This window comes from Streptomyces sp. FXJ1.172 (assembly GCF_001636945.3).
GTDB lineage: Bacteria > Actinomycetota > Actinomycetes > Streptomycetales > Streptomycetaceae > Streptomyces.
In genome coordinates this window covers 3,027,589-3,049,819 of sequence record NZ_CP119133.2, presented here as the reverse complement: position 1 = coordinate 3,049,819, position 22,231 = coordinate 3,027,589, and the positions used below count along the sequence as shown (strand labels likewise).

At 67.3% G+C, this 22,231-nt stretch carries 14 protein-coding genes, 1 tRNA gene and 3 rRNA genes; 14 read left to right on the top strand and 4 right to left on the bottom strand.

Annotated features, from left to right (window positions below; translation table 11 throughout):
- Positions 1-116 precede the first annotated feature (116 nt).
- Complete coding sequence (gene eccD / locus A6P39_RS13390; protein WP_067041638.1) at positions 117-1,619, top strand: type VII secretion integral membrane protein EccD; 1,503 nt, start codon at positions 117-119, stop codon at positions 1,617-1,619.
- Positions 1,620-1,734: 115 nt separating this feature from the next.
- Here the strand turns inward: eccD and A6P39_RS13385 are convergent, their stop codons facing one another.
- On the bottom strand, positions 1,735-2,028 hold the full coding sequence (locus A6P39_RS13385) for a DUF397 domain-containing protein (RefSeq protein ID WP_067041570.1): 294 nt from the start codon (positions 2,026-2,028) through the stop codon (positions 1,735-1,737).
- Positions 2,029-2,319: 291 nt separating this feature from the next.
- On the opposite strand from A6P39_RS13385, the gene rpsO reads away from it, so the two are divergent.
- From rpsO to A6P39_RS13360, 5 genes are all read left to right on the top strand, one after another.
- A complete protein-coding gene (gene rpsO / locus A6P39_RS13380) occupies positions 2,320-2,607 on the top strand; it encodes a 30S ribosomal protein S15 (protein WP_053664877.1) in 288 nt (95 codons plus the stop codon).
- A gap of 321 nt (positions 2,608-2,928) precedes the next feature.
- Complete coding sequence (locus A6P39_RS13375; protein ID WP_067041573.1) at positions 2,929-5,151, top strand: polyribonucleotide nucleotidyltransferase; 2,223 nt, start codon at positions 2,929-2,931, stop codon at positions 5,149-5,151.
- Positions 5,148-6,527, top strand: a complete 1,380-nt coding sequence (locus A6P39_RS13370) for a M16 family metallopeptidase (RefSeq protein ID WP_067041575.1) — start codon at positions 5,148-5,150, stop codon at positions 6,525-6,527. Before A6P39_RS13375 ends, A6P39_RS13370 begins: the two co-directional genes overlap by 4 nt.
- 26 nt (positions 6,528-6,553) lie before the next feature.
- Entirely contained in the window at positions 6,554-7,306 is a 753-nt protein-coding gene (gene dapB / locus A6P39_RS13365) for a 4-hydroxy-tetrahydrodipicolinate reductase (RefSeq protein WP_067041578.1), read from the top strand.
- Positions 7,307-7,319: 13 nt separating this feature from the next.
- Positions 7,320-7,772 carry a tetratricopeptide repeat protein gene (locus A6P39_RS13360; RefSeq protein ID WP_067041581.1) on the top strand — a complete coding sequence of 151 codons (453 nt, stop codon included), beginning with the start codon at positions 7,320-7,322 and terminating at the stop codon, positions 7,770-7,772.
- Positions 7,773-7,898: 126 nt separating this feature from the next.
- Here the strand turns inward: A6P39_RS13360 and A6P39_RS13355 are convergent, their stop codons facing one another.
- Together A6P39_RS13355 and A6P39_RS13350 are read right to left on the bottom strand one after the other, a co-directional pair.
- Positions 7,899-8,459: a phage holin family protein gene (locus tag A6P39_RS13355; RefSeq protein WP_067041583.1), complete on the bottom strand. Its 561-nt coding sequence runs from the start codon at positions 8,457-8,459 to the stop codon at positions 7,899-7,901.
- Positions 8,460-8,549: 90 nt separating this feature from the next.
- Positions 8,550-8,786 carry a hypothetical protein gene (locus tag A6P39_RS13350; protein ID WP_067041586.1) on the bottom strand — a complete coding sequence of 79 codons (237 nt, stop codon included), beginning with the start codon at positions 8,784-8,786 and terminating at the stop codon, positions 8,550-8,552.
- 158 nt (positions 8,787-8,944) lie between these two features.
- Here A6P39_RS13350 and thyX point away from each other — a divergent pair, with 158 nt between their 5' ends.
- The 8 genes from thyX to A6P39_RS13310 all read left to right on the top strand — a co-directional run bounded on the left by thyX (position 8,945) and on the right by A6P39_RS13310 (position 19,255).
- Positions 8,945-9,688: an FAD-dependent thymidylate synthase gene (gene thyX, locus A6P39_RS13345; RefSeq protein ID WP_067041590.1), complete on the top strand. Its 744-nt coding sequence runs from the start codon at positions 8,945-8,947 to the stop codon at positions 9,686-9,688.
- Between the two features lie 220 nt (positions 9,689-9,908).
- Positions 9,909-10,808, top strand: coding sequence for a 4-hydroxy-tetrahydrodipicolinate synthase (dapA, locus tag A6P39_RS13340; RefSeq protein WP_067041593.1), 900 nt, complete (start codon positions 9,909-9,911; stop codon positions 10,806-10,808).
- Between the two features lie 183 nt (positions 10,809-10,991).
- Entirely contained in the window at positions 10,992-12,677 is a 1,686-nt protein-coding gene (locus A6P39_RS13335; protein WP_067041596.1) for a ribonuclease J, read from the top strand.
- Between the two features lie 490 nt (positions 12,678-13,167).
- Positions 13,168-14,691: ribosomal RNA gene (locus A6P39_RS13330) — 16S ribosomal RNA — on the top strand.
- Positions 14,692-14,997: 306 nt separating this feature from the next.
- Positions 14,998-18,116, top strand: a 23S ribosomal RNA gene (locus tag A6P39_RS13325).
- An 85-nt stretch (positions 18,117-18,201) separates the two neighbouring features.
- Positions 18,202-18,318: ribosomal RNA gene (gene rrf / locus A6P39_RS13320) — 5S ribosomal RNA — on the top strand.
- Together the 16S, 23S and 5S rRNA genes form the textbook arrangement of a ribosomal RNA operon.
- A gap of 116 nt (positions 18,319-18,434) precedes the next feature.
- Entirely contained in the window at positions 18,435-19,097 is a 663-nt protein-coding gene (locus A6P39_RS13315; protein ID WP_067053208.1) for a DegT/DnrJ/EryC1/StrS family aminotransferase, read from the top strand.
- 85 nt (positions 19,098-19,182) lie between these two features.
- Positions 19,183-19,255, top strand: a tRNA-Thr gene (locus A6P39_RS13310).
- A 65-nt stretch (positions 19,256-19,320) separates the two neighbouring features.
- Here A6P39_RS13310 and A6P39_RS13305 read toward each other — a convergent pair.
- A complete protein-coding gene (locus A6P39_RS13305; protein WP_079133707.1) occupies positions 19,321-22,080 on the bottom strand; it encodes a SpoIIE family protein phosphatase in 2,760 nt (919 codons plus the stop codon).
- Positions 22,081-22,231: the final 151 nt, after the last annotated feature.

Genomic DNA, 22,231 nt, shown 5'->3' with positions numbered 1-22,231 from the left:
GGACGGCCCCGTGGTCCTGCCGTAGGGCATCCGTGCCGCCGCCCTCGGAGCGTACCGGCACGAGACCTTCACGAAGCAGACGCACCACCACCACTGAGGGGGAGCAGCAGGTGAGCATGACGGCCGCCGCCACCGGCGGAACCGGGACGGGAGCCCCCGCCGGGTCCGGCACCGGACTCGGCTTCTGCCGGGTCACCATCGTCGCGCCGGACAGCCGTATCGACGTGGCACTGCCCGACGACGTCCCGGTCGCCGACCTCTATCCGGAGATCCTCCGGCTGTCCCAGCAGAGCCCCGAGGCGGGCGCCCCGGTCGGCTACCACCTGGTCCGCACCGACGGCACCGTGCTGGACAGCGCCCGCTCCTTCGCCGCCCAGCGCATCCTCGACGGCGAACTGCTCACCCTGCGCCCGTTCGCCGAGTCGCTGCCGCCGGCCGTCTTCGACGACGTCGCCGAGGCCGTCGCCTCCGCCGTCACCAAACAGCACAAGCTGTGGAGCGGTGACCTCACCCGGGCCGCGGGCATCGTCGGCGGCGCAGTGCTGCCGGCCCTGCTCGCGTTCGTCGCCTGGACCGCCGACCCGCGCCACGACATGCACGGCCTCGCCGGCATCCTCGCCGCCGTCGCCGGCATCCTCCTGGTCGTCCTTGCCGCGATCCGCGCCCGCGTCTACGACGACCGCGGCTCGGCCGTGGCCCTCGGCCTCGGCGCGCTGCCCAACATCGGCGTCGCGGGCAGCGGACTGCTGCCCCTCACCGGCGGCGAGGGCATCGGCAGACTCCAGTTCCTGCTGGCGTGCGCGGCCGTCCTCGTCGCGGCCCTGATCCTCGCCCTGTGCTCCCCGCACGGCGACGCCCCGTTCGTGGCCTTCGTCCTCGCCTCGGCGGTCGCCCTGGTCGTCGTCTTCGTCGCGACCCTCACCCACTGGTCCGCCACCGAGATGGCCGCCCTGTGCGCACCCGTCGCCGTCGGCGGCCTCGCCTTCCTGCCCGGCATGTCCATGCGCTTCGCGCGGCTGCCGATCGGCTTCGAGAACCCCAGCAGCGGCCCCGCCCGCTCCGCCTACGGCACCGAGTCGGCCGGTCCGGAGCCCGTCGACACCGAACGCGTCGAGGCCCAGGCCCGGCGCGGCCACGAGCTGCTCGTCGGCCTGGTCGGCGGCTGCGCCCTCCTCGCCGTCGGCGCAGCCTCGGTGCTCGGCTTCTCCGACGGCATCTGGGCCCAGCTGCTCGCGCTCGCCACCGGCGTCGCGATGCTGATGCGCGCCGGCCTCTTCCGGTACACCGCCCAGGTCGCCCCCGTGCTCGCCGCCGGCCTCGCCTGCCTGGTCCTGCTCGGCCTCGGCCTCGCCCTGAACCCGCCGCGGCACATCATGATCGAGGCGCTCACCGGGAACCGCACCGACCTGGACATCCGCACCATCTGGCTGATCGCGGTCATCGGCCTGGCCACGGCCTTGGTGACGGCGCTCGGCCTGATCCTGCCGCGTGGCGGGCTGACCCCGTTCTGGGGCCGCTTCCTGGAGATCTGCGAGGGCTTCGTCCTGCTGACGCTGATCCCGCTGACCCTCGCGGTCTTCAACGTGTACGCGACCGCGCGGTCGATGACCAGCAAGTGAGCGGCCCGGGTCGCCGCCCACGCGGCCCTGCGCGACCCGTGGGCAGCGCGGGGCTGGAGCACTGACACGGTGGAGGGGCGGCACGCACGTGCCGCCCCTCCACCGTGTCAGGCGCTCACTGCGCCCCGAGTCCCCCGTTGCGCTCCGTGGGCTCCAGATCGAACTCCCCGTCCCGGGCCCCCAGCACGAACGCCCGCCACTCGGCCTCGGTGTAGCGCAGCACGGTGCCGGGATCGAGCGAGGAACGCATCGCCACCGCCCCCTCGGGCAGGTACGCGATCTCGACCCGCTCCTCGTGCTCCTCGGTGCCCGGAGCGCAGTGCCACTCGACGCCCGAGATGTCGAGCGCGTACAGCTCGTCCCGCTCCCGCTCCTTGCGCGCCTTGATCTCCGCTTCCGTCTCCGCCATCGTGCAGCGACCCCTTCCCGGCGTACGTTCGTCTCCCGGCGCTCACCCTAGTGGCCCCCGGCGTCCCGCCTGGGCGGTTTGCCGACCGGGGAAAACCGGGGGAAGGATGCCCGCCACCTCCTGGTACCCTGGCTGACGGCCGTTTGTGTACGCACCCCCGGACCTTCGCAGGTGACCCTGCGGATTCTGGTGGCCGCGCCCAGCGGATCCCCGCCTCCCGAGTAACGGAAGCTTCCCCGAGACGTAGACCGGGGGCACTCGGTGGCATTCAACAGACTATGAGGAGTACGCGTGTCGCTCGACGCCGCTACGAAGAAGCAGATCATCGGCGAGTTCGGTACCAAGGAGGGTGACACCGGCTCCCCCGAGGTCCAGGTCGCTCTGCTCTCCCGTCGGATCTCCGACCTGACGGAGCACCTCAAGACCCACAAGCACGACCACCACTCCCGTCGTGGCCTGCTGATCCTCGTCGGTCAGCGCCGCCGCCTTCTCCAGTACCTGGCGAAGAAGGACATCCAGCGCTTCCGTACGCTGGTCGACCGCCTCGGCATCCGCCGTGGTGCGGCGGGCGCCAAGTAAGACGCCGTGAAGGGAGCGGTTCCCGGAGGACTCGGGGACCGCTCCCTTTGCCGTACGCGGGGAAACGTGCGGAGTGTCACACACGCTTTGTAGTGTGGTAGCACAACGCACTACGCAAGACACGAAAACGCACGACGAAAAGAACGAGGAGAAGCGCACCTCGCCGCCGCCGGTCCTCGGTAGTGGCCCCCGGGGGGAAGTGAGCCCCGGGTGCTTCGATCGAAGACCGGCCCGCACCAGACGGCGCGCTTCTCCGCCACCGTCCCCCTGCCACACGGGCAGCCAAGGGACGAAAGACGATACGTAACGGAGAAAACGCTAGTGGAGAACGAGACCCACTACGCCGAGGCCGTCATCGACAACGGCGCCTTCGGCACCCGCACCATCCGCTTCGAGACGGGCCGCCTGGCCAAGCAGGCCGCCGGCTCCGCCGTGGCGTACCTGGACGACGACACCATGGTGCTGTCGGCCACCACCGCCTCCAAGAACCCCAAGGACCAGCTCGACTTCTTCCCCCTGACGGTGGACGTCGAGGAGCGGATGTACGCCGCCGGCAAGATCCCCGGCAGCTTCTTCCGCCGTGAGGGCCGTCCCTCCGAGGACGCCATCCTCACCTGCCGCCTCATCGACCGCCCGCTGCGCCCGTCCTTCAAGAAGGGCCTGCGCAACGAGATCCAGGTCGTCGCCACGATCATGGCGCTCAACCCCGACCACCTGTACGACGTCGTGGCGATCAACGCCGCGTCCGCGTCCACGCAGCTGGCCGGTCTGCCCTTCTCCGGCCCGATCGGCGGCGTCCGCGTCGCGCTGATCCGCGGTCAGTGGGTCGCCTTCCCGACGCACACCGAACTCGAGGACGCCGTCTTCGACATGGTCGTCGCCGGTCGCGTCCTGGAGGACGGCGACGTCGCGATCATGATGGTCGAGGCCGAGGCCACCGACGGCACCATCAAGCTCGTCGAGGGCGGCGCCGAGGCGCCGACCGAGGAGGTCGTCGCCGCCGGTCTGGAGGCCGCGAAGCCCTTCATCAAGGTGCTCTGCCGCGCTCAGGCCGACCTCGCCGCCAAGGCCGCGAAGCCGACCGCCGAGTTCCCGATCTTCCTGGACTACCAGGACGACGTCTTCGAGGCCCTGACGGCCGCCGTCCGCCCCGAGCTGGCCCAGGCGCTCACCATCGCCGGCAAGCAGGAGCGCGAGGCCGAGCTGGACCGCGTCAAGGGGCTCGCCGCCGAGAAGCTCCTGCCGGAGTTCGAGGGCCGCGAGAAGGAGATCTCCGCCGCGTACCGCTCGCTGACCAAGGCCCTGGTCCGCGAGCGCGTGATCAAGGAGAAGAAGCGCATCGACGGCCGCGGTGTCACCGACATCCGCACGCTGGCCGCCGAGGTCGAGGCCATCCCGCGGGTGCACGGCTCCGCGCTGTTCGAGCGTGGCGAGACCCAGATCCTGGGCGTCACCACCCTCAACATGCTCCGCATGGAGCAGCAGCTGGACACCCTCTCCCCGGTGACCCGCAAGCGCTACATGCACAACTACAACTTCCCGCCGTACTCCACCGGTGAGACCGGCCGCGTCGGCTCCCCGAAGCGCCGCGAGATCGGCCACGGCGCCCTCGCCGAGCGCGCGCTCGTGCCGGTGCTGCCGACGCGCGAGGAGTTCCCGTACGCGATCCGCCAGGTGTCCGAGGCCCTCGGCTCCAACGGCTCGACGTCCATGGGCTCGGTCTGCGCCTCCACCATGTCGCTGCTGAACGCCGGTGTGCCGCTGAAGGCCCCGGTCGCCGGTATCGCCATGGGTCTGATCTCCCAGGAGATCGACGGCGAGACGCACTACGTCACCCTCACCGACATCCTCGGTGCGGAGGACGCCTTCGGCGACATGGACTTCAAGGTCGCCGGCACCAAGGAGTTCGTGACCGCCCTCCAGCTCGACACCAAGCTGGACGGCATCCCGGCCTCCGTCCTGGCCGCGGCCCTCAAGCAGGCCCGCGACGCCCGCCTGCACATCCTCGACGTGATGATGGAGGCCATCGACCGGCCCGACGAGATGAGCCCGCACGCCCCGCGGATCATCACCGTCAAGATCCCGGTCGACAAGATCGGTGAGGTCATCGGCCCCAAGGGCAAGATGATCAACCAGATCCAGGAGGACACGGGCGCCGAGATCACCATCGAGGACGACGGCACGATCTACATCGGTGCCGCCGACGGTCCCTCGGCGGAGGCCGCCCGCGCCACGATCAACGGCATCGCCAACCCGACGATGCCCGAGGTCGGCGAGCGCTACCTGGGTACGGTCGTCAAGACGACCACCTTCGGTGCGTTCGTCTCCCTGCTGCCCGGCAAGGACGGTCTGCTGCACATCTCGCAGATCCGCAAGCTGGCCGGCGGCAAGCGCGTGGAGAACGTCGAGGACGTCCTCGGTGTGGGCCAGAAGGTCCAGGTCGAGATCGCCGAGATCGACTCCCGCGGCAAGCTCTCCCTCGTCCCCGTGATCGAGGGCGAGGAAGGTTCCTCCGACGAGAACAAGGACGACGCCGAGCAGTGACGTCCCGTAGCTCCAAGGTGACGGCCCGCCCCTCTTCGGAGGCGCGGGCCGTCGCCCGTACCCAAACCCTCATCAAGGGCCAGAACGGCATCGGCACGGTCCGCAAGACCACCCTCCCGGGCGGCCTGCGCATCGTCACCGAGACCCTGCCCTCGGTCCGCTCCGCGACCTTCGGCATCTGGGCGCACGTCGGCTCCCGCGACGAGACCCCGGCCCTGAACGGCGCCACGCACTACCTGGAGCACCTGCTCTTCAAGGGCACGCAGACGCGCAGCGCGCTGGACATCTCCGCGGCCCTCGACGCCGTCGGCGGCGAGATGAACGCGTTCACGGCCAAGGAGTACACGTGCTACTACGCGCGCGTGCTCGACACCGACCTGCCGCTCGCCATCGACGTCGTCTGCGACATGCTGACCGGCTCGCTGATCCTGGAGGAGGATGTCGACGTCGAGCGCGGCGCGATCCTCGAGGAGATCGCCATGACCGAGGACGACCCGGGCGACTGTGTGCACGACCTGTTCGCGCACACCATGTTCGGCGACAACGCCCTCGGCCGCCCGGTCCTCGGCACGGTCGACACGGTCAACGCCCTCACCACCGACCGCATCCGCCGCTTCTACAAGAAGCACTACGACCCGACCCACCTCGTGGTCGCCTGCGCGGGCAACATCGACCACAACAAGGTCGTCCGCCAGGTCCGTGCCGCCTTCGAGAAGGCGGGCGCCTTCAAGAACCCCGACGCGCAGCCCGTCTCCCCGCGCGACGGCCGCCGTACGATCCGCACCTCGGGCAAGGTCGAACTGCTCGGCCGCAAGACCGAGCAGGCACATGTCGTCCTCGGCATGCCGGGCCTCGCCCGCACCGACGACCGCCGCTGGGCCATGGGCGTGCTCAACACCGCCCTCGGCGGCGGCATGTCCTCCCGCCTCTTCCAGGAGGTCCGGGAGAAGCGCGGCCTCGCCTACAGCGTGTACTCGTACACCTCGGGCTTCGCCGACTGCGGCCTGTTCGGTGTGTACGCCGGCTGCAGGCCGAGCCAGGTGCACGACGTGCTGAAGATCTGCCGCGACGAACTCGACCACGTCGCCGCCAACGGCCTCACCGACGACGAGATCGCCCGCGCCGTCGGCCAGCTCCGCGGCTCCACCGTCCTCGGCCTCGAGGACACCGGCGCGCTGATGAACCGTATCGGCAAGAGCGAGCTGTGCTGGGGCGAGCAGATGTCCGTCGACGACATGCTGGACCGGATAGCGGCGGTCACCCCGGACGAGGTCCGCTCGGTCGCCCGCGACATCCTGGGACAGCGCCCGTCGCTGTCGGTCATCGGCCCGCTCAAGGACAAGCAGGCCGCGCGGCTGCACGACGCCGTCGCCTAACCACTCCTGACAAGGAAGCACAAGAGATGAGCAAGCTGCGCGTGGCGGTCCTCGGTGCCAAGGGCCGGATCGGGTCCGAGGCGGCCAGGGCGGTCGAGGCCGCCGAGGACATGGAGCTGGTCGCCGCCCTCGGCCGGGGCGACAAGCTCGAGGCCCTGGCGGAGACCGGTGCCCAGGTCGCCGTGGAGCTGACCACCCCGGACTCCGTCATGGAGAACCTCGACTTCTGCGTGCGCCACGGCATCCACGCGGTCGTCGGTACGACGGGCTGGACCGAGGAGCGCCTCGCGCAGCTGACGGGCTGGCTGGAGCAGTCCCCGCAGACCGGTGTGCTCATCGCGCCGAACTTCTCCATCGGCGCCGTGCTCACCATGAAGTTCGCCCAGATCGCCGCGCCGTACTTCGAGTCGGTCGAGGTGGTCGAACTGCACCACCCGAAGAAGGTGGACGCCCCGAGCGGTACGGCCACCCGGACCGCCCAGCTCATCGCCGAGGCCCGCAGGGCCGCCGGTACGGCCCCGGCGCCGGACGCCACGCAGACGGCCCTGGACGGCGCGCGGGGCGCGAGTGTCGACGGGATCCCGGTCCACGCCGTACGCCTGCGCGGCCTGCTGGCCCACCAGGAGGTGCTGCTCGGCGGCGAGGGCGAGACCCTCACCATCCGCCACGACTCCCTGCACCACAGCAGCTTCATGCCGGGCATCCTGCTCGGCGCCCGCCGCGTGGTGACCACTCCGGGCCTGACCTTCGGCCTGGAACACTTCCTCGACCTGAGCTGAGACCGGTCCTGCGATGCGCGCGAAGATCACCTACCTCGTCACGGCCGCCGTCCTGGTCTTCTACTTCGTCCTGGTCGGCAGCCGCGGCGTCATGCTCATCCAGTCCGGCACGGTCCTCACCGTCACCTTCGGGGTGGCGGTGCTGATCCTGCCGGTCATCGGCCTGTGGTTCCTGTGGAAGAACACCCAGTTCGTCCGCAGGGCCAACGCCCTCGCCGCCCAACTCGACGCCGAGGGCGGCCTGCCCGTGGACGAGCTGCGGCGCACCCCGAGCGGCCGGATCGACCGCGACTCGGCCGATGAGGTCTTCGCGAAGCGCAAGGCCGAGACCGAGGCGTCCCCCGACGACTGGCGCTGCTGGTTCCGCCTCGCCGTCGCCTACCACGACGCCCGCGACACCCCACGCGCCCGCAAGGCGATGCAACGGGCCATCGCCCTGCACGAGGGCCGCCCCGTCCAGGCCTGAAACCGGGCGGAGGCCTGAAACCCGGCGGGGCCCGTCCGCCTGCCCGCGCCGAGTGCGGCACCCCGCCGGCGCCGGTGGGCGACCCGCCCCGGCCGGCCCCCGCACAGGGCACCGCGCCCGTGGCCGTCAGCCGCGTTCGCGCCCGCACTCCGCGGCCCACGCCTCCAGCATGTCCGCGGCCCGGTCGAAGGCCACCGGGCGGTGCAGGAAGTCCAGCGTGTGCGTGGTCAGCAGCGGCGGCGTGTCCTCGGCCGACCGGTCCTCGCGTACGAGGACCAGCGCCTGCCCCTGCACCGTCCGGGGAAAGCCCAGCCAGCGCACCGGCTGCTGCACCGTCCGCACCGAGACCACCCGCGCCCAGGGCGTCGTACGCGTCAGGAAGAAGCCGGCGTGACGCAGCCCGCGCCCGCTCACCCACACGCCCATGCGCAGCAGCCGCAGCGCGCCCGCGATGAGCACGAGCGCCGTGACGAGCACGGCCACGGCGGAGGACGCCGAGCCGGTCAGAGCTGTCGCGACCGCGGCGAACAGCACGAAGGAGGCGAGCAGCAGCACCATGGCGGCCACGCCCACCCGCCAGGGCCCGGGACGGTAGGGCCGCCGCCAGCGCTCCCGGTCGTCGTACGGCAGCGCACTCTCGGAGGCTGCCTCGAAGGTGCGGTCGGCCGTCAGGAAGGGCAGGGGCACGGCTGGTCCTCACTCAAACCTTGCGCGGGCTGTGCCCGGTGAGGCTATCCGCCTGTGTCCGCGCTCACCACCCTGGGAGGCCCGGAAGGGTCAGCGCCCCTGGGAGGCCTGCGACTGCTGCACCGGCGTACTGGGCGGAGTGGACAGCGCCGGCATGCCGAGGATCAGCGAGCCCGCCAGCCCGGCGACGATCGTGAGCCCCAGCAGCCAGCGCCCGGCTATCTGCCCCACCGACGACCGCTGGCGCGGCGGGGGCGCGACGTTGCTGCGGAACCTGTCCGCTTCGGCCAGGAAGGCGAAGGGCACGGGGTCGCGCCGACGGGACATGGCAGGTACCTCTCCTCACGAGAACGAATTTTCGGGTCTCACCGATACAGACGCTTGAGTAACACAAAAGGTGCCCATGTCCGAAAAAATCCCTGGCAAGGTCACTGTGCGCGACTGTCACAGGCGCCCCGTACAGTGGGCGCGACCCTGAAGAAGTGATGGGAAGGACCCCCGTGACCACCCCCGAGTCGCTCACCCTGCGCAGTGACGTCACCGTCGAGCTGGTGAAGTCCAGCGCGTCGGATGCCGACGTCCTCTTCGCCGCCCGCGTCTCCACGCTCGGCGAGCAGTCCCTGGACGAGCTGAAGAAGGACCCCGAGCGCTCCAAGGGCCTGATCAACTACCTGATGCGCGACCGGCACGGCAGCCCGTTCGAGCACAACTCGATGACCTTCTTCATCAGCGCCCCGATCTTCGTGTTCCGCGAGTTCATGCGGCACCGTGTCGGCTGGTCGTACAACGAGGAGTCCGGCCGCTACCGGGAGCTGGAGCCCGTCTTCTACGTCCCCGGCACCTCCCGCAAGCTCGTGCAGGAGGGCCGCCCCGGCAAGTACGTCTTCGTCGAGGGCACCCCGGCCCAGTACGAGACGGTGAGCAGCACCCTCGCCGAGTCCTACGAGCAGGCGTACGGGGCGTACCAGAAGCTCCTCGCCGAGGGCGTCGCCCGCGAGGTCGCCCGCTCGGTCCTCCCGGTCGGCCTCTTCTCCTCGATGTACGCCACCTGCAACGCCCGCTCCCTGATGCACTTCCTCGGCCTGCGCACCCAGCACGAGCTGGCCAAGGTGCCGTCCTTCCCGCAGCGGGAGATCGAGATGGTCGGCGAGAAGATGGAGGCGGAGTGGGCGAGGCTCATGCCGCTGACCTACGCCGCCTTCAACGCCAACGGACGGGTGGCTCCGTAGCAAGGCTGCGAAGCCCTGGTCCCCGGCTCGGAACGGATGTACGGATCAGCCTGGCGAAGTGTCCGTATTGCGGCATTTAGAGAAGTTCATCTAGCCTGATCAAACGGACCCGGCACTGCCTGAACCCCCGAGCAGGCAGTGCCGGGCTCCTTATTTGTCCTGACTTTCCCGGCCCCCCCGAGGGCAGACCACGCGTGGAGCACCGAGTAGCGTGTTACCCATGGCTCCGACCTCGACTCCGCAGACCCCCTTCGGGCGGGTCCTCACCGCCATGGTCACGCCCTTCACGGCGGACGGCGCACTCGACCTCGACGGCGCGCAGCGGCTCGCCGCCCACCTGGTGGACGCAGGCAACGACGGCCTGATCATCAACGGCACCACCGGCGAGTCCCCCACCACCACCGACGCGGAGAAAGCGGACCTGGTTCGAGCCGTACTGGAGGCGGTGGGCGACCGTGCCCACGTCGTCGCCGGCGTCGGAACCAACGACACCCACCACAGCCTCGAGCTGGCCCGCGAGGCCGAGCGAGTCGGCGCCCACGGCCTCCTGGTCGTCACGCCGTACTACAACAAGCCCCCGCAGGAGGGCCTGTACCGCCACTTCACGGCCGTCGCGGACGCCACCGGCCTGCCGGTCATGCTCTACGACATCCCCGGCCGCAGCGGCGTCCCGATCAACACCGAGACGCTCGTCCGGCTCGCCGAGCACCCCCGGATCGTCGCCAACAAGGACGCCAAGGGCGACCTCGGCCGCGCCAGCTGGGCCATCGCCCAGTCCGGCCTCGCCTGGTACTCCGGCGACGACATGCTGAACCTCCCGCTCCTCTCCGTGGGCGCGGTCGGCTTCGTCTCGGTCGTCGGCCACCTCGTCACCCCCGACCTGCGCGCCCTGGTCGACGCCTACGTCTCCGGCGACGTCGTCAAGGCCACCGAGATCCACCAGAAGCTGCTCCCCGTCTACACGGGCATGTTCCGCACCCAGGGCGTCATGACCACCAAGGCCGCGCTCGCCCTCCAGGGCCTGCCCGCAGGACCCCTGCGCTCGCCCATGGTCGAGTGCTCGCCCGAGGAGATCGCCCAGCTCAAGATCGATCTTGCTGCCGGCGGGGTACAGCTCTGACAACAAGACTTGGCACCACCCAGTTCCACGGGCTCCAGGGGCTCCACAGGCTTCACAACTGAAGAGACAACCGCATAGCGGGCCACCGGTGCCCGCACCCCACAACGACAACTGCTTATGCACGAACGTCATGCGCGCCACGTGCCTCACCGGGTACGTGGCGCGTGTGGTGAGGAGAGTCTTTTGAGTCATCCGCATCCTGAACTCGGCCCGCCCCCGCCGCTCACCGAGGGCGGCCTGCGGGTCACCCCGCTCGGCGGTCTCGGCGAGATCGGCCGGAACATGACGGTCTTCGAGTACGGCGGCCGCCTGCTGATCGTCGACTGCGGAGTGCTCTTCCCCGAGGAGGAGCAGCCCGGAATCGACCTGATCCTGCCGGACTTCTCGTCCATCAGGGACCGCCTCGACGACATCGAGGGCATCGTCCTCACCCACGGGCACGAGGACCACATCGGCGCTGTCCCGTTCCTGCTCCGCGAGAAGCCGGACATCCCGCTGATCGGCTCCAAGCTGACCCTCGCCCTGATCGAGGCCAAGCTCCAGGAGCACCGGATCCGCCCGTACACCCTCGAGGTGGCGGAGGGCAACCGCGAGCGCGTCGGTCCCTTCGACTGCGAGTTCATCGCCGTCAACCACTCCATCCCGGACGCCCTGGCGGTCGCCATCCGCACCCCGGCCGGCATGGTGGTGCACACCGGCGACTTCAAGATGGACCAGCTCCCGCTGGACAACCGCCTCACCGACCTGCACGCCTTCGCGCGACTGAGCGAGGAGGGCATCGACCTCCTGCTCACCGACTCCACGAACGCCGAGGTCCCGGGCTTCACCCCGCACGAGCGCGACATCTCCAACGTCCTGCGCCAGGTCTTCGCGAGCGCCCGAAAGCGGATCATCGTGGCGAGCTTCGCCAGCCACGTCCACCGCATCCAGCAGATCCTGGACGCGGCCCACGAGTACGGCCGGCGGGTCGCCTTCGTCGGCCGCTCGATGGTCCGCAACATGGGCATCGCCCGCGACCTCGGCTACCTGAAGGTCCCGCCGGGCCTGGTCGTCGACGTCAAGACGCTGGACGACCTGCCCGACGACGAGGTGGTCCTGGTCTGCACGGGCTCCCAGGGCGAGCCGATGGCGGCCCTGTCGAGGATGGCCAACCGGGACCACCAGATCCGGATCGTCGACGGCGACACGGTGATCCTCGCGTCCTCCCTCATCCCCGGCAACGAGAACGCGGTCTACCGGGTGATCAACGGCTTGACCCGCTGGGGCGCCAACGTCGTCCACAAGGGCAACGCCAAGGTGCACGTCTCCGGCCACGCCTCGGCGGGCGAGCTGCTGTACTTCTACAACATCTGCCGCCCGAAGAACCTGATGCCGGTGCACGGGGAGTGGCGCCACCTGCGGGCGAACGCGGAGCTGGGCGCATTGACGGGCGTCCCGCACGACCGCATCGTCATCGCCGAGGACGGCGTGGTGGTCGACCTGATCGAGGGCAAGGCCAAGATCTCCGGCAAGGTCCAGGCGGGTTACGTCTACGTCGACGGCCTCTCCGTCGGCGATGTCGGCGAGCCGGCGCTCAAGGACCGCAAGATCCTCGGTGACGAGGGCATCATCTCGGTCTTCGTGGTCGTGGACTCGTCCACCGGCAAGATCACCGGCGGCCCGCACGTCCAGGCGCGCGGCTCCGGCATCGAGGACTCGGCGTTCACCGGCGTCATCCCGAAGATCACGGAAGCGCTGGAGCGGTCCGCCCAGGACGGCGTCGTGGAGCCGCACCAGCTGCAGCAACTCATCCGGCGCACGCTCGGCAAGTGGGTCTCGGACACGTATCGTCGCAGGCCGATGATCCTCCCTGTGGTCGTGGAGGTCTGACGGTTCGTCGGAGCATCACCCGGGCGGGGCGCCTCGATTTGCATCGAGGCGCCCCGCTCCAGTACGTTTACGGCTCCGCCCAACCGGGAACCCCAGCACTTCATGCGCTGGACACAGGTGCCCCGAAGCGGGTGGGAAAACCGACTCAGAACTTCTGATAAAGTCGGAACCGCCGGAAAGGGAAACGCGAGAGCGGGAACCTGGAAAGCCCCGAGGAAATCGGATCGAGAAAAGATCTGATAGAGTCGGAAACACCGAAGGGAAGCCCGGAGGAAAGCCCGAGAGGGTGAGTACAAAGGAAGCGACCGTTCCTTGAGAACTCAACAGCGTGCCAAAAGTCAACGCCAGATATGTTGATACCCCGTCCGTCGGACACTGTCCGATGGTCGAGGTTCCTTTGAAAAAACACAGCGAGGACGCTGTGAACCGAGGGGACTATTCCTCCTCTTGGTTCCGCTCTCGTGGTGTTCATCCCGATCACGGGAAAACATTCACGGAGAGTTTGATCCTGGCTCAGGACGAACGCTGGCGGCGTGCTTAACACATGCAAGTCGAACGATGAAGCCCTTCGGGGTGGATTAGTGGCGAACGGGTGAGTAACACGTGGGCAATCTGCCCTGCACTCTGGGACAAGCCCTGGAAACGGGGTCTAATACCGGATATGAGCCGGGACCGCATGGTTCTGGTTGTAAAGCTCCGGCGGTGCAGGATGAGCCCGCGGCCTATCAGCTTGTTGGTGAGGTAACGGCTCACCAAGGCGACGACGGGTAGCTACCTGAGAGGGCGACCGGCCACACTGGGACTGAGACACGGCCCAGACTCCTACGGGAGGCAGCAGTGGGGAATATTGCACAATGGGCGAAAGCCTGATGCAGCGACGCCGCGTGAGGGATGACGGCCTTCGGGTTGTAAACCTCTTTCAGCAGGGAAGAAGCGAGAGTGACGGTACCTGCAGAAGAAGCGCCGGCTAACTACGTGCCAGCAGCCGCGGTAATACGTAGGGCGCAAGCGTTGTCCGGAATTATTGGGCGTAAAGAGCTCGTAGGCGGCTTGTCGCGTCGGTTGTAGAAAGCCCGGGGCTTAACCCGGGTCTGCAGTCGATACGGGCAGGCTAGAGTTCGGTAGGGGAGATCGGAATTCCTGGTGTAGCGGTGAAATGCGCAGATATCAGGAGGAACACCGGTGGCGAAGGCGGATCTCTGGGCCGATACTGACGCTGAGGAGCGAAAGCGTGGGGAGCGAACAGGATTAGATACCCTGGTAGTCCACGCCGTAAACGGTGGGCACTAGGTGTGGGCAACATTCCACGTTGTCCGTGCCGCAGCTAACGCATTAAGTGCCCCGCCTGGGGAGTACGGCCGCAAGGCTAAAACTCAAAGGAATTGACGGGGGCCCGCACAAGCGGCGGAGCATGTGGCTTAATTCGACGCAACGCGAAGAACCTTACCAAGGCTTGACATACACCGGAAAACCCTGGAGACAGGGTCCCCCTTGTGGTCGGTGTACAGGTGGTGCATGGCTGTCGTCAGCTCGTGTCGTGAGATGTTGGGTTAAGTCCCGCAACGAGCGCAACCCTTGTCCCGTGTTGCCAGCAGGCCCTTGTGGTGCTGGGGACTCACGGGAGACCGCCGGGGTCAACTCGGAGGAAGGTGGGGACGACGTCAAGTCATCATGCCCCTTATGTCTTGGGCTGCACACGTGCTACAATGGCCGGTACAAAGAGCTGCGATACCGTGAGGTGGAGCGAATCTCAAAAAGCCGGTCTCAGTTCGGATTGGGGTCTGCAACTCGACCCCATGAAGTCGGAGTCGCTAGTAATCGCAGATCAGCATTGCTGCGGTGAATACGTTCCCGGGCCTTGTACACACCGCCCGTCACGTCACGAAAGTCGGTAACACCCGAAGCCGGTGGCCCAACCCCTTGTGGGAGGGAGCTGTCGAAGGTGGGACTGGCGATTGGGACGAAGTCGTAACAAGGTAGCCGTACCGGAAGGTGCGGCTGGATCACCTCCTTTCTAAGGAGCACTTCTCAACCGGCTTCGGCTGGTTCAGAGGCCAGTACATCAGCGAACGTCTGATGCTGGTTGCTCATGGGTGGAACGTTGACTACTCGGCATGGTTCAGGATGGATCAGGCGCTAGTACTGCCCCTTGGGGCGTGGAACGCTGATCTGGTCGGCTGATCGTGTCGGGCACGCTGTTGGGTGTCTGAGGGAATGATCTTCCTTCAGTTGCCGGCCCCAGTGCACTCGAGTCTGTTGGCTCGGGGTGATGGGTGGCTGGTCGTTGTTTGAGAACTGCACAGTGGACGCGAGCATCTGTGGCCAAGTTTTTAAGGGCGCACGGTGGATGCCTTGGCACCAGGAACCGATGAAGGACGTGGGAGGCCGCGATAGTCCCCGGGGAGTCGTCAACCAGGCTTTGATCCGGGGGTTTCCGAATGGGGAAACCCGGCAGTCGTCATGGGCTGTCACCCGCTGCTGAACACATAGGCAGTGTGGAGGGAACGAGGGGAAGTGAAACATCTCAGTACCCTCAGGAAGAGAAAACAACCGTGATTCCGGGAGTAGTGGCGAGCGAAACTGGATGAGGCCAAACCGTATGCGTGTGAGACCCGGCAGGGGTTGCGCATGCGGGGTTGTGGGTTCTTTCTTCTGTCGTCGTTTACGGCAGGACGAGTCAGAAACCGTTGATGTAGGCGAAGGACATGCGAAAGGTCCGGCGTAGAGGGTAAGACCCCCGTAGTCGAAACGTCAGCGGCTCGTTTGAGAGATACCCAAGTAGCACGGGGCCCGAGAAATCCCGTGTGAATCTGGCGGGACCACCCGCTAAGCCTAAATATTCCCTGGTGACCGATAGCGGATAGTACCGTGAGGGAATGGTGAAAAGTACCCCGGGAGGGGAGTGAAATAGTACCTGAAACCGTGTGCCTACAAGCCGTGGGAGCGTCGGATGCAGCTTGCTGTATCTCGTGACTGCGTGCCTTTTGAAGAATGAGCCTGCGAGTTTGCGGTGTGTTGCGAGGTTAACCCGGGTGGGGAAGCCGTAGCGAAAGCGAGTCCGAACAGGGCGTTTTAGTAGCACGCTCAAGACCCGAAGCGGAGTGATCTAGCCATGGGCAGGTTGAAGCGGAGGTAAGACTTCGTGGAGGACCGAACCCACCAGGGTTGAAAACCTGGGGGATGACCTGTGGTTAGGGGTGAAAGGCCAATCAAACTCCGTGATAGCTGGTTCTCCCCGAAATGCATTTAGGTGCAGCGTCGTGTGTTTCTTGCCGGAGGTAGAGCACTGGATAGGCGATGGGCCCTACCGGGTTACTGACCTTAGCCAAACTCCGAATGCCGGTAAGTGAGAGCGCGGCAGTGAGACTGTGGGGGATAAGCTCCATGGTCGAGAGGGAAACAGCCCAGAGCATCGACTAAGGCCCCTAAGCGTACGCTAAGTGGGAAAGGATGTGGAGTCGCACAGACAACCAGGAGGTTGGCTTAGAAGCAGCCACCCTTGAAAGAGTGCGTAATAGCTCACTGGTCTAGTGATTCCGCGCCGACAATGTAGCGGGGCTCAAGCGTACCGCCGAAGTCGTGTCATTCATATATATAGCCCCAACGGGTGTATGGATGGGTAGGGGAGCGTCGTCTGCCGGGTGAAGCGGCACTGGAAGGTAGTCGTGGACGGTTGACGAGTGAGAATGCAGGCATGAGTAGCGATTCACACGTGAGAAACGTGTGCGCCGATTGACTAAGGGTTCCTGGGTCAAGCTGATCTGCCCAGGGTAAGTCGGGACCTAAGGCGAGGCCGACAGGCGTAGTCGATGGATAACCGGTTGATATTCCGGTACCCGCTGTGAAGCGTCAAACATCGAGCATCGTGATGCTAAGGCCGTGAAGCCGTTCCGGACCCTTCGGGGAAAGGAAAGTGGTGGAGCCGCCGGACCAAGCGGTTAGTAGGTGAGTGATGGGGTGACGCAGGAAGGTAGTCCATCCCGGGCGGTGGTTGTCCCGGGGTAAGGGTGTAGCCCGAGTGGTAGGCAAATCCGCCACTCATGCAGGGTGAGACCTGATGCCGAGCCGATTGTGGTGAAGTGGATGATCCTATGCTGTCGAGAAAAGCCTCTAGCGAGTTTCATGGCGGCCCGTACCCTAAACCGACTCAGGTGGTCAGGTAGAGAATACCGAGGCGTTCGGGTGAACTATGGTTAAGGAACTCGGCAAAATGCCCCCGTAACTTCGGGAGAAGGGGGGCCATTCCTGGTGAGGGGACTTGCTCCTCGAGCTGGGGGTGGCCGCAGAGACCAGCGAGAAGCGACTGTTTACTAAAAACACAGGTCCGTGCGAAGCCGTAAGGCGATGTATACGGACTGACGCCTGCCCGGTGCTGGAACGTTAAGGGGACCGGTTAGCTCCATTTCGGTGGGGCGAAGCTGAGAACTTAAGCGCCAGTAAACGGCGGTGGTAACTATAACCATCCTAAGGTAGCGAAATTCCTTGTCGGGTAAGTTCCGACCTGCACGAATGGCGTAACGACTTCTCGACTGTCTCAACCATAGGCCCGGTGAAATTGCACTACGAGTAAAGATGCTCGTTTCGCGCAGCAGGACGGAAAGACCCCGGGACCTTTACTACAGTTTGATATTGGTGTTCGGTTCGGCTTGTGTAGGATAGCTGGGAGACTTTGAAGCAGGCACGCCAGTGTTTGTGGAGTCGTCGTTGAAATACCAGTCTGGTCGTGCTGGATGTCTAACCTGGGTCCGTGATCCGGATCAGGGACAGTGTCTGATGGGTAGTTTAACTGGGGCGGTTGCCTCCTAAAGGGTAACGGAGGCGCCCAAAGGTTCCCTCAGCCTGGTTGGCAATCAGGTGTTGAGTGTAAGTGCACAAGGGAGCTTGACTGTGAGACCGACGGGTCGAGCAGGGACGAAAGTCGGGACTAGTGATCCGGCGGTGGCTTGTGGAAGCGCCGTCGCTCAACGGATAAAAGGTACCCCGGGGATAACAGGCTGATCTTCCCCAAGAGTCCATATCGACGGGATGGTTTGGCACCTCGATGTCGGCTCGTCGCATCCTGGGGCTGGAGTCGGTCCCAAGGGTTGGGCTGTTCGCCCATTAAAGCGGTACGCGAGCTGGGTTTAGAACGTCGTGAGACAGTTCGGTCCCTATCCGCTGTGCGCGTAGGAGTCTTGAGAAGGGCTGTCCCTAGTACGAGAGGACCGGGACGGACGAACCTCTGGTGTGCCAGTTGTTCTGCCAAGGGCATGGCTGGTTGGCTACGTTCGGGAGGGATAACCGCTGAAAGCATCTAAGCGGGAAGCCTGCTTCGAGATGAGGACTCCCACCCACTTGATGGGGTAAGGCTCCCAGTAGACGACTGGGTTGATAGGCCGGATCTGGAAGCCAGGTAACTGGTGGAGGTGACCGGTACTAATAGGCCGAGGGCTTGTCCTCAGTTGCTCGCGTCCACTGTGTTGGTTCTGAAACCACGAACGGCCCCATGTGCCACACATGGTGCGGCTGGACAGTTTCATAGTGTTTCGGTGGTCATAGCGTGAGGGAAACGCCCGGTTACATTCCGAACCCGGAAGCTAAGCCTCACAGCGCCGATGGTACTGCAGGGGGGACCCTGTGGGAGAGTAGGACGCCGCCGAACAAATTTTCCAAAAAGGTCGGATCCTGAACTTCGGTTCGGGGCCCGGCCTTTTTGCTTTTTCCTTAACGTGTCGTTCATGTAGCGCGCTCAGCATCCAGCACATGGGAACTGCTGCAATGCTCAGGGCCGCCGGCGTCGGAGCGGGTGACGAGGTCGTCGTACCGGCCTTCGGGAACGTGGAAGTCGCCGAGGCTGTGACCCTGGCCGGTGCGCTCCCGGTGTTCGCCGACATAGACCCGGTGACCTACTGCCTCGACGCCGGCGCTGTCGAGGCAGCCGTAACTCCCCGCACGGCCGCGGTCGTTGCCGTGCACCGCTTCGGACGGCGCGCGGACATCGGGCGGTTGCACGCGCTGGGCCAGCGGCAGGGACTGCTCGTGCTGGAGCAGGGCGAGTCCGAGGCGCCGCACGACGAGATAGCGCAGCGCAGGGAGCGGGCCGCGTACCTCGACGCCAAGCTCAAGGGCGTACGCACGCCGGACGGCGGGGACGGGCACACGTATCAGCAGTACGTCGTGCGGGTGCCGGGGAACGGCCGGCCCGACCGGGACGCCTTCGCCCGGGCCCTGAGAGCCAGGGGAGTTGACTGCCGCGTGCCGGTGAAGACACCGGTGCACCGGCTGCCGGAATTCCGTCGGTGCGTGTCGCTGCCCGAGACGGAGCTGGCCTCCGACGAGACGCTGGCCCTGCCCGTGGACGCCGCGCTGACCAAGCGGGAGATGCAACGCATCGTCTCCGCGTGCAACGCGCTCGGGGGACTGCTCCAGCCCGCTTTCTGACCGGCACCCGAACGAGTTTGGGAACTCAGGCCAGTTCGGGGTACAGTTTCTTCGTCGCCGCGAGGGAAACCTCAAAAAACGACAGGCCCCTATAGCTCAGTCGGCAGAGCGTCTCCATGGTAAGGAGAAGGTCAACGGTTCGATTCCGTTTGGGGGCTCCGACAGATAAGGCCTCACCCTTTTGGGTGGGGCCTTTCTGATGTCCACGTTTTCACCCTCTGCTTCAGGCCTCCTGCTGGATTCCCGGGACCCGCATCGCCAGAATCGCCATGTCGTCCGAAGGCGCGTCGGACGCGAAGCGTTCCACCGCGCGCATGATGCGCGCCGCGACCGCGCCCGCCGTCAGGCCCGTGCAGGTCGTGAGGACGTCGGCGAGGCCGTCGTCGCCCAGCATGCGCGTGCCTTCACGGCGTTCGGTGACGCCGTCCGTGACGCAGAGCAGCACATCACCCGGATCGAGGGTGACCGTCTCCTCGTACAGCTCCAGATCCTCGATGACGCCCAGCAGCGGCTGGGGCTCGGCCGCCGCGACCACCGTGCCGTCCTGGCGCAGGCGCAGCGGCAGCGGGTGTCCGGCGCAGACCACCTTCAGTTCGGCGCTGCCGTCGTCCTGGGGGCGCATCTCGCCGTAGAGCAGGGTCAGGAAGCGGCTGCGGTCGCCCTCGTCCAGGATGGCCGAGTTGAGACGCTCCAGGACCGCGGGGCCGGAGAGGCCCTCGCGGGCCAGCAGGCGCAGGGCGTGCCGGGCGAGGCCGGTGACGGCCGCCGCGTTGGGGCCCGTACCGCACACGTCGCCGATGGCGAAGCCGTAGGCGCCGTTGCCGATGGGGAAGAGGTCGTAGAAGTCACCGCCGACCTCGTTGCCCTCGCCGGCCGCACGGTAGATGACCTCCACCTCGACGCCGTCGATGTGCGGGGTGCCGGGCGGCAGGAGGCTGCGCTGGAGGGCCTGGCTGATCGCCGTGCGCTCGGAGTACAGGCGGGCGTTGTCCAGGGCGAGCGCGGCCCGGCGGGACAGGTCCTCGGCCAGTTCCAGGATTTCCTGGCGGAAGTGCTCGTCGGTGGGCTTGCCGAGGACGAGCATGCCGATGACGCGGTTGCGGGCGACGAGCGGCAGGACGACGGTCTCGCCGCCGACCGCGGAGGCCGTGGCGAGGGTCGGGCCGATGACCTGGGTGACCCGGTGCGTGGGGCCGCCGGACAGGCCGAGGGTGCGCATGGAGGTGCGCAGCGCCGCCTGGTGCGCCACCTCGGCGGGGACGGACCACACGCGCGCGCCGGGGGTCGGCACCGGGTCGGGCGGTGAGATCTTCGACAGCAGGGACTTGATGCCGTCGATGAGTTCCTCGTCCTCGTGCAGGACGTACGACAGATAGGGGTCCGAGGCCTGGTCGGCGATCGTGTAGACCGCGCACCAGGTGGCCAGGGTCGGGACCGTCATCTGGGCCATCAGGGCCAGGGTCTGGTCGCGGTCCAGCGTGCCGGCCAGCAGGTCGGAGGCCTCCACCAGGAAGCTGAGGGAGCCGCGGCGCAGGCGTTCCAGTTCGCCGAGGCGGGCCGACTCCACGGCGAGGGCGATGCGGTCGGCGGCGAACTGCAGGCGCAGCGCCTCCTCGTTGGAGTATCTGCCGGATGCCTCGGCCGCGACGCCGAGGGAGCCGGTGAGGCGGCCCTCGACCTTCAGCGGGACCGTGACGACCGAGCGCATGCCCGTGCCGGCCAGGAGGGGCACGGCGCCGGGCACGGCCGTCAGGTCGTCGTGGACGGCGGGCATGCGCGCGGAGCCGTAACGGCCCGGGCCCGCTTCGACGGGCACGCGCGCGAAGCGCTGGCGGGCGGAGGGCAGGCCGGTGGAGGCGCGGACCTCCAGTTCGGTCTCGTCGTCCGTGGCGAGCAGCAGGAAGGCGGAGTCGCCGTCGAGCATGTCGCGGGCGCGTTCCACCGTGCGCTGCAGCAGGCCGTCGAGGTCGTCCGGGGCGGGGGAGCCGATGAACACCTCGAAGGGGTCGGCACTCTGGCCGTCGGAGGACTGTCCCTGGTCGCCGGCCGGGACGCGCGGCGGCGTCTGGAGCACGGCCCGCTCGTGGTCCCGTACCAGGAGGCAGACCGTGGACGGTTCGCCACCGGTGTCGCGGACCCTGAGGTGGGAGGCGTAGACCGGGGCCACCCGGCCGTCGGCGCCGCGGATGCCGTAGCTGCCCTCCCAGCGGGAGAGCTGGAGGGCCTCGGCGACACCGGTGCTGGTGCCGGGGGTGTGCGGCCAGGCTGCCAGCTCGGTGAGGGGCCTGCCGATGACCTCCGCCGCCGAGTGGCCGAACAGCTCCTCGGCGTCCTCGTTCCAGGCGCTGATGGCGCCCTTGCGGTCGACCTGGAGGACGGCGACCCGGACCCGGCCGTCGGCCAGCGGGAGCAGCTCGGCGGGCAGGGACGGGCCGGCCGCGCGGGTGCCGACCGGGCGCTGGGGGAGGTTGAGCTGGAACCAGACGTTCTTGTGGGTGGGGGTGTAGTCCACGCCCCAGCGGGCGGCGAGGGCCGCGCACAGCTGGAGGCCGCGGCCGCCCTCGCGGTCGGGGCTGCCCATCGTGGCGGCGGCGCTCTGGAGGGGCACCTCGCGCTCGGGGTAGCGGTCGGAGACCTCGATGCGCACGCCGTCCTCGGTGCGCAGGCACAGCACGTCCGCATGCGTGCCCGCGTGTACGACCGCGTTGGTCACCAGTTCGCTCGTGAGGACGACGGCGTCGTCGACGATGTCGGCGAAGCCCCAGCCCTGGAGGGTGTCGCGGACGAAGGACCGGGCGGTCGCGACCGATCGCCCGACGGGCTCGAAGGTGGCGGCCGCGCGCGCGGTGATCACAGAACTCCTCGGCCGGTTGTCTACGTGCAGGGCTGCGTGGCCGACCGGCTCGCCGCGCTGTTGCGGCATGAGCTTGCCGGTCGGCTGTGGCTCCGGGGGCTGTCCCCCGGGGATGACTCCGGTGGTCATGGTCTCTGCGGCCGCCCCTCCGATGCCCGCTCGTTCTCGTGCCACCGCCCAGGCCGGTCGGACCGGTGCGGCTGGACAGCCGCATGCAAGGTTACTTACCTTCGCCGTCCGAGCGGATGCCGGTCGCCGGTGTTTACCCCCCACGGTGTGC

Excerpts from the sequence above, each read along its gene's own strand:
- A6P39_RS13315 (WP_067053208.1), top strand. The coding sequence starts at position 18,435 with ATGCTCAGGGCCGCCGGCGTCGGAGCGGGTGACGAGGTCGTCGTACCG.
- thyX (WP_067041590.1), top strand. The coding sequence starts at position 8,945 with ATGGGAAGGACCCCCGTGACCACCCCCGAGTCGCTCACCCTGCGCAGT.
- A6P39_RS13360 (WP_067041581.1), top strand. The coding sequence starts at position 7,320 with ATGCGCGCGAAGATCACCTACCTCGTCACGGCCGCCGTCCTGGTCTTC.
- A6P39_RS13305 (WP_079133707.1), bottom strand. The coding sequence starts at position 22,080 with ATGACCACCGGAGTCATCCCCGGGGGACAGCCCCCGGAGCCACAGCCG.
- A6P39_RS13385 (WP_067041570.1), bottom strand. The coding sequence starts at position 2,028 with ATGGCGGAGACGGAAGCGGAGATCAAGGCGCGCAAGGAGCGGGAGCGG.
- eccD (WP_067041638.1), top strand. The coding sequence starts at position 117 with ATGACGGCCGCCGCCACCGGCGGAACCGGGACGGGAGCCCCCGCCGGG.
- dapB (WP_067041578.1), top strand. The coding sequence starts at position 6,554 with ATGAGCAAGCTGCGCGTGGCGGTCCTCGGTGCCAAGGGCCGGATCGGG.
- dapA (WP_067041593.1), top strand. The coding sequence starts at position 9,909 with ATGGCTCCGACCTCGACTCCGCAGACCCCCTTCGGGCGGGTCCTCACC.
- A6P39_RS13350 (WP_067041586.1), bottom strand. The coding sequence starts at position 8,786 with ATGTCCCGTCGGCGCGACCCCGTGCCCTTCGCCTTCCTGGCCGAAGCG.